General features: G+C 65.8%; 11 protein-coding genes. All 11 read left to right on the top strand.

All coding sequences use genetic code 11. The features are described 5' to 3' along the window. The coding region (locus ABU113_RS16885; protein WP_454560625.1) for a hypothetical protein at positions 1 to 777 on the top strand (777 nt) is incomplete at its 5' end. 190 nt (positions 778 to 967) lie between these two features. Then, a complete protein-coding gene (locus tag ABU113_RS16880) occupies positions 968 to 1,543 on the top strand; it encodes a hypothetical protein (protein ID WP_454560624.1) in 576 nt (191 codons plus the stop codon). Between the two features lie 34 nt (positions 1,544 to 1,577). After that, positions 1,578 to 1,919, top strand: a complete 342-nt coding sequence (locus ABU113_RS16875) for a hypothetical protein (RefSeq protein WP_454560623.1) — start codon at positions 1,578 to 1,580, stop codon at positions 1,917 to 1,919. Continuing rightward, the gene (locus ABU113_RS16870; RefSeq protein ID WP_454560622.1) at positions 1,919 to 2,413 is read left to right on the top strand and encodes a hypothetical protein; all 495 of its coding nucleotides are present in this window, start codon (positions 1,919 to 1,921) and stop codon (positions 2,411 to 2,413) included. Before ABU113_RS16875 ends, ABU113_RS16870 begins: the two co-directional genes overlap by 1 nt. Further along, positions 2,410 to 2,709 carry a hypothetical protein gene (locus tag ABU113_RS16865; protein ID WP_454560621.1) on the top strand — a complete coding sequence of 100 codons (300 nt, stop codon included), beginning with the start codon at positions 2,410 to 2,412 and terminating at the stop codon, positions 2,707 to 2,709. The genes ABU113_RS16870 and ABU113_RS16865 overlap by 4 nt, the downstream gene beginning before the upstream one ends. Next, positions 2,709 to 3,542 carry an ATP-binding protein gene (locus ABU113_RS16860; RefSeq protein WP_454560620.1) on the top strand — a complete coding sequence of 278 codons (834 nt, stop codon included), beginning with the start codon at positions 2,709 to 2,711 and terminating at the stop codon, positions 3,540 to 3,542. Before ABU113_RS16865 ends, ABU113_RS16860 begins: the two co-directional genes overlap by 1 nt. A gap of 6 nt (positions 3,543 to 3,548) precedes the next feature. Then, entirely contained in the window at positions 3,549 to 4,292 is a 744-nt protein-coding gene (locus tag ABU113_RS16855; protein WP_454560619.1) for a hypothetical protein, read from the top strand. A 5-nt stretch (positions 4,293 to 4,297) separates the two neighbouring features. Further along, entirely contained in the window at positions 4,298 to 4,525 is a 228-nt protein-coding gene (locus ABU113_RS16850) for a hypothetical protein (RefSeq protein WP_027444218.1), read from the top strand. 140 nt (positions 4,526 to 4,665) lie between these two features. Next, complete coding sequence (locus tag ABU113_RS16845) at positions 4,666 to 4,881, top strand: DUF6511 domain-containing protein (protein ID WP_454560618.1); 216 nt, start codon at positions 4,666 to 4,668, stop codon at positions 4,879 to 4,881. A 15-nt stretch (positions 4,882 to 4,896) separates the two neighbouring features. After that, positions 4,897 to 5,316, top strand: coding sequence for an HNH endonuclease (locus tag ABU113_RS16840; protein ID WP_454560617.1), 420 nt, complete (start codon positions 4,897 to 4,899; stop codon positions 5,314 to 5,316). Then, on the top strand, positions 5,313 to 5,766 hold a 454-nt coding region (locus tag ABU113_RS16835), incomplete at its 3' end, for a hypothetical protein (protein WP_454560616.1). The genes ABU113_RS16840 and ABU113_RS16835, both read left to right, overlap by 4 nt.

Here is a 5,766-nt window from a genome sequence, read left to right as displayed (position 1 = left end):
CGGAGGAAATCGAATTGCTTTCCTAGCTCGCTGAGCGGGAAGCCGTCTTTGGAGGCAAAAGCCATGGCCGGATACGGCAGCAAGGAAGATGGCGGGTACAATGAGCAGAGCTTGGCATACAAGAAGGCCCCGTCCATCGAGCACTACGTGAAGCTTCGCCGTGCTGACCCGTCCGCCGAAATTGAGGTCGCCGTAATCGGTGGTATGGACCAGCTCTACTTCATGGAGGGCGAGCTGCGGAAGTACGGGTTCGATCCGGAAATGATCGCTTCCGTCCTCGATGCCGATCCCGAGGCAATCAGCGAGGTCTCTCTCCAGATCATGGAGAAGCTGATCGAGGCCAAGAACCTCGCTAAGGCTGGGCAAACTCATCTCACGCGACGTGGGCTCGCCATTCCCGACAAGCTGGTGAACTGGCTCATTGCCTGCATGTTGGACGCGTTGAGCTGGAACGACGACCTCTACATCCCGAGGGATCTCATCGTTCTCATTCGCGAGCGACTGGGTGGCTCCAACCCTGAGTATGAGCAAGCTTCTGATGCCCATCAGAAGCGATGGGCGGCGATCACAATCGGTGGGCAGTTGAAGGCGCGGGGGATCAAGCCGAGCTTCAGGATGCTCGCCGGAGCACTGAATGTTTCGCCGAGCACAGTCATGCGCTGGTTCCCCGACGGTGACTTTGAGAAAGAAATCGATCGAGTGGCGACCTGGTTCGATGAGAACGGCCAGTTGCGCGACTTAAAGGATGTATTTCAACGACCGTTGCAAACGAAATAAGCTGCGCAACACCTAGCCGGTCAGTCAAACCTGCGGCGCCGATGGATATCGGCCAATCGCAGGAAGTCTCCGGTGGTCGCGGGCCAAGTACCCACACTTCGCCCACATCATCACCACGTCGTGCCCACCTATCCTGGCGCGCGCATCGGCAACCTGCGGACATCACGAACGATGACCGAGGCGTTGACCGATGCACTCTTCGATTTCCCGAGACGACCTTCAGATCCTTCTTCATGAGGCGGACATTGCGGCCCGCCGCCTCGTCCGCCAGCTGCGGCTTCCTCGCGCCGATCTCGACGATGTCCGCCAGGACCTGCTCGTTGATCTGATCGCCCGGCTTCCCGCCTACGACGCAGATCGCGGCACGCTCGGCGCCTTCGCCGGCGCCATCCTCGCCAATCGGGCGACGCGCATCGCCAACAAGGTGAAGCGGGAGCGCCGGATGTATGGCGCGACGCCGGTCTCGCTCGATGAGGTCATTCCCGAGAGCGACGGGCTGACCCGCGGCGACCTCATCGCCGAAGCCGACGGGCTGTCGGCGCTCTTCGGCCAGCCCGTCGATGCGTTCGCCACCGCCGAGGAGCGTCTCGATGTCGAGCGCGGTCTTGGCTCGCTCGAACCCGCCGACGGCTCTCTCTGTGCAGCCCTCTCCCGGACCACCGTCGATCGCCTTGCGGCGAGCGGCCATGGCGCCCGCAGCAGCCTCTACCGCCGCGTCAAGGACATCCGCCTTGCCCTGACGGCGATCGGTGTCCGGGCCTCGTGAGACGGTTCGGCGAGCGCGTGAGTAGGAGCCCATCATGAACGTCATCGCATCCAGATTCCCCGCTGTCCGGAACCCGCTCACCGAGATCGAACTCTGTGGTTGGGTCGGCCAGGCCGCGCCCGGCGACATCCTCGAATATCACCGTGGATTCCTCGCGCTCGACACCATGCCGCAGGGCACGCGCCTTGCCGAGCGGGAGCGGGCGGAACTCGCCCGCGTCGCGCGCCGCGCCTGGTGGGCGGCCGAGCGCGGACTGATCCATCTCGTGCAGCGTCGCCACCGGTCGGACGATTACAGCTATCTCGCCATCGCCCGCCCGAAGCCGAAACAAGCCTCGGTATCGCTGTCCACCCTCCTGCTGGCGGAGGTGGCGTGATGGCATCTGATCGCAACAACCGCCCCAGTCTCGACGACATCCGCACCATGCCGGTCGGCGAGATCGCCAAGCTTCCGGCGGAGCATCTGGCGCTGCTCCAGGAGGATGCCGACGCCGCACTTGATGCCGCCAAGCGGCTCAAGGAGTGGCTCGAAGGTGCGATCGCGCTTCGCTATGCCGACGCGGCAGCGACGGTGCGCCGGGCCGAGGGCAAGGACACCGGCCTCGTTCGTTTCGAGGACGGCGCCGTCGTCGTCGCTGCCGATCTCCCGAAGAAGGTCGACTGGGACCAATCGCTGCTCGCCGCACTCGTCGAGCGCATCCGTGCGAGCGGGGAGAACCCGGCCGATTACGTCGACATCGGCTTCAAGGTCCCCGAGCGCAAATACACCGCCTGGCCTACCGCCGTCCGCGAGGCCTTCGCCGCCGCCCGCACGGTGCGGACCGCCAAGCCGACCTTCCGTCTCACCATCAAGTCCGAGGATGCCCGATGACCAGCTCTGCTGCACTGACCGAGATCCGCAAGCGCCACTACGCGCTCGAAGCGCTGCCCGACACCATCGTCGTTCCGGTGCTCGGCGAAATCCGCCGCGAGCAGGTGGTCAAGCCGATCGAGGACGCCACGCTCGACGATATCGCCTTCGCCTTGCTCGGGGTCGAAGCCGAGTTCAGCGCGGTCGGCGACCGCCTGCACGCCTTGCGCAAGCTCTATGGTCTCGCCCGGCAGGCTGGCGCGCGCGGGAGTGAGTGCGCGCTCGATGTCGCGACACGCAACACGGGAGGCCGCTGATGGCGCTGCGCATCGTCAGCGCCGACGAACGGCTGTCCGCGGCCGGCGCCAAGACCACCATGGCGATCTTTGGTCCGAGCGGCGTCGGCAAGACATCCTTGCTGAAATCGCTGCCGCCGGCCGAGACCCTCTGCATCGACCTCGAGGCCGGCATGAAGTCGGTCCAGGACTGGCCCGGCGACAGCATCCCGGTGCGCACCTTCGCCGACGCCCTCGACCTCGGCTGCCTCGTTGGTGGAGTCAATCCGTCGGCCGACCCGAGCGGCTTCTTCTCCGAGGCGCATTACCAGCATCTCAGGGAGAGCTATCCGGATCTCGTTCAGATGATCGCGGGCAAGCGCATCATCTTCGTCGACAGCATTACCGATCTCACGCGCCAGGCCATGGCCTGGGCGAAGACCCGGCCCGAGGCATTCTCCGACAAGACTGGCAAACCGGACACCCGCGGCGCCTATGGCCTGCTTGCCCGCGAGGTCATCGGCCTGCTCAAGCATCTGCAGCACGCCTCCGGAAAGACCGTGATCTTCGTCGGCATCCTCGAACGCGTCACCGACGAGTTCAACCGCACGACCTGGCAGCCGCAGATGGAAGGTGGCAAGGCCGGTCGCGAGCTCCCCGGCATCGTCGATCAGGTCATCACCATGAGCCTGTTCGCGCGCGACGGCGACGGCTGGCGGCATGAGCCCGAGCGCGGCGAAGAACGCCGCCTCGTCTGCCGCGCCGGCAATCCTTTCGGCCTGCCGGCGAAGGATCGCAGCGGCCGTCTCGATGTCACCGAGCCGCCCGACCTCGGCGCGCTGCTCTCCAAGATCAACGCAACCCGGAAAGGATGACGAGCCATGAGCTTCGACATGAACGACGCCGAGCCGCAGAAGAGCGGCGAACTGATCCCCGACGGCACCTTCGCCAAGGTCACCATGACCATCCGGCCGGGTGGGACCGACGGCCAGAGCGAGATCGACCGGGGGCTGCTCAAGGCTTCGAACGCGCCCGGCAGCGACGTGCTGATGGTGGATGCCGAGTTCACCGTCGCCGAGGGCCCTCACGTCCGGCGCAAGTTCTGGCAGATGTTCACCGTCTCCGGCGGCAAGGTCGACGAGCAGGGCGTCTCGATCGGCTGGAAGATTTCCAAGGGCAGCTTCCGCGCGATGATCGACAGCGCGCTCGGGCTCGATCCGCAGGACATGAGCGAGGCGGCCAAGGCGAAGCGGATCTTGCGCGGTCTGGCCGACCTCAACGGCATCACCTTCGTTGCCAAGATCAAGGTCGAGCCCAGCGACGATCCGCGCTACGGCGACAGCAACAAGCTCGACCGTGTGGTTCTGCCGAGCGAGCCGGAATGGCGGAAGGTGATGGACGGCGAGGTCCTGGCGCCGAGCCCCAGCACCCGCGCGCGGCCGAAGGCTGTATCGCCCGCATCGCCCGCAGCTCCGGCCTGGGGGCAGCCCGCCGCATCGCCGCCTGCGAGCGCTGCCCCGGCCTGGAGCCGGCCGGCACAGCCGGGCACGGCTCCGGCAACGGCCCCGGCAGCCGCACCTGCAGCGACGCCGGCCCCGAGTGGCCCGGCTTGGCTCAACACCTGACCGTCATGACGGCCGATGAGTGGCAGGCGCACGTCACGCGCGAGGCAGCGAAGGCGATGGGACAATGGCTCGAAGGACGCGGAAGGCTTCACCAGCCCATCGCCGCTCTCACGCTCCCCGAACTGGAAGCCATGGCGGCGAACGCGATCGCGCGGTTCATCGTCCTGGCCTCGCACCGGATCAAGGATCAGCCGGACGACGCCGAGGACCTGACCCGGCTCTTGCTCGGGTAGCCGTCTGCGCCGTCTGCGGACGTCAGGCGCGGGGCTTCGGCTACGTCCACCAGCTGCGCTGGGACCGCTTTCCCTACCACCGCTTCTGCTCGATGCGCTGCCTCGATGTCGGCGCGGCGCTCGCCAACAGGAACAACGGGATGATCGACAAGACCGACATGGAGATCAGAGCGATCAAGGAGGCGCGCCGGTTTCTCGCCGAGACGCTCACCGAGCTCGACCTGATGGCGCCGTTCTACGACCGGAGCGCGGCCGAGATCGATCGCATCATCGAGGCCTGCGTCGACGGGTTTCAGGAGTCGATGCAGCGCCAGGCAGCCGCCCGCGATCCGCTCGACGATCCCTTGCCCTTTTAGAGACGACGAATTGCCATGACCAATGGAGAAATCTGGAGAGATATTCCGTCACTGCCTGGCGTTCTCGCCAGCAATGAGGGACGTATCATGCTGGTCCCATATCGTGGCGCGATGCCACGTGGTGGGCAGCGTCCCTATGGCGGAACGCCGACATTCGGCGTGTGGAACAAGGCCGATGGTCGTTTTATCGTCACGATTGGCGATCGCACCTACAAGGTCGCCCGGCTGGTAGCCGAGGCATTCCATGGCAGCCCGCCCTTTGAGGGCGCCGTGGTCATGCACCTCGATGAGAACGCAGCCAATAATCGCGCTGACAATCTTCGCTGGGGCACGCAACGGGAGAATCTCAACGCGCCGGGATTTCTCGACTACTGCCGTTCGCGCACCGGAGACCAGCACCCCGCCGCCAAGGCTCGGGCGAGGTCGCGCTCATGATCGTCGATCTCAACCACGGCTCCGGCTTCATCTATGGCCGCATCGGCCACGCGATCAGCGTGTCCGATCGGATCAATGCCCTGATCGATGCGGCGCTGGTGGCACGCAATCGTCGGCAGACGCCGCGCGACTATCTCGGGGGCAGCCGGATCGGCGAGCCCTGCGTGCGCAAGCTCGTCTACGAGGTGACCCATACGCCCAAGGATGAGGGACGGGATTTCGATGGCGCGATCCTGCGTATCTTCGACGCCGGCCACCAGTTCGAGACGCTCTCCATCCGCTGGCTGCGCAGCGCGGGCTTCGACCTTCGCACCGAACGCGCGGACGGCGGACAATTCGGGTTCGAGGCGGCGGGCGGCAAGCTGCGCGGCCACATCGACGGCGTGATCGTCGCCGGCCCCGATGTCGGCCTGCGCTGGCCCGTGCTCTGGGAGCACAAGGCGCTGAACG

The organism is Parapedomonas caeni (genome assembly GCF_041060555.1).
Lineage (GTDB): Bacteria > Pseudomonadota > Alphaproteobacteria > Sphingomonadales > Sphingomonadaceae > CAUJIW01.
The sequence above is the reverse complement of the archived record's forward strand: the minus strand, read 5'-3'. Positions and strand labels throughout refer to the sequence as shown.

Excerpts from the sequence above, each read along its gene's own strand:
- ABU113_RS16880 (WP_454560624.1), top strand. The coding sequence starts at position 968 with ATGCACTCTTCGATTTCCCGAGACGACCTTCAGATCCTTCTTCATGAG.
- ABU113_RS16875 (WP_454560623.1), top strand. The coding sequence starts at position 1,578 with ATGAACGTCATCGCATCCAGATTCCCCGCTGTCCGGAACCCGCTCACC.
- ABU113_RS16870 (WP_454560622.1), top strand. The coding sequence starts at position 1,919 with ATGGCATCTGATCGCAACAACCGCCCCAGTCTCGACGACATCCGCACC.
- ABU113_RS16865 (WP_454560621.1), top strand. The coding sequence starts at position 2,410 with ATGACCAGCTCTGCTGCACTGACCGAGATCCGCAAGCGCCACTACGCG.
- ABU113_RS16860 (WP_454560620.1), top strand. The coding sequence starts at position 2,709 with ATGGCGCTGCGCATCGTCAGCGCCGACGAACGGCTGTCCGCGGCCGGC.
- ABU113_RS16855 (WP_454560619.1), top strand. The coding sequence starts at position 3,549 with ATGAGCTTCGACATGAACGACGCCGAGCCGCAGAAGAGCGGCGAACTG.
- ABU113_RS16850 (WP_027444218.1), top strand. The coding sequence starts at position 4,298 with ATGACGGCCGATGAGTGGCAGGCGCACGTCACGCGCGAGGCAGCGAAG.
- ABU113_RS16845 (WP_454560618.1), top strand. The coding sequence starts at position 4,666 with ATGATCGACAAGACCGACATGGAGATCAGAGCGATCAAGGAGGCGCGC.
- ABU113_RS16840 (WP_454560617.1), top strand. The coding sequence starts at position 4,897 with ATGACCAATGGAGAAATCTGGAGAGATATTCCGTCACTGCCTGGCGTT.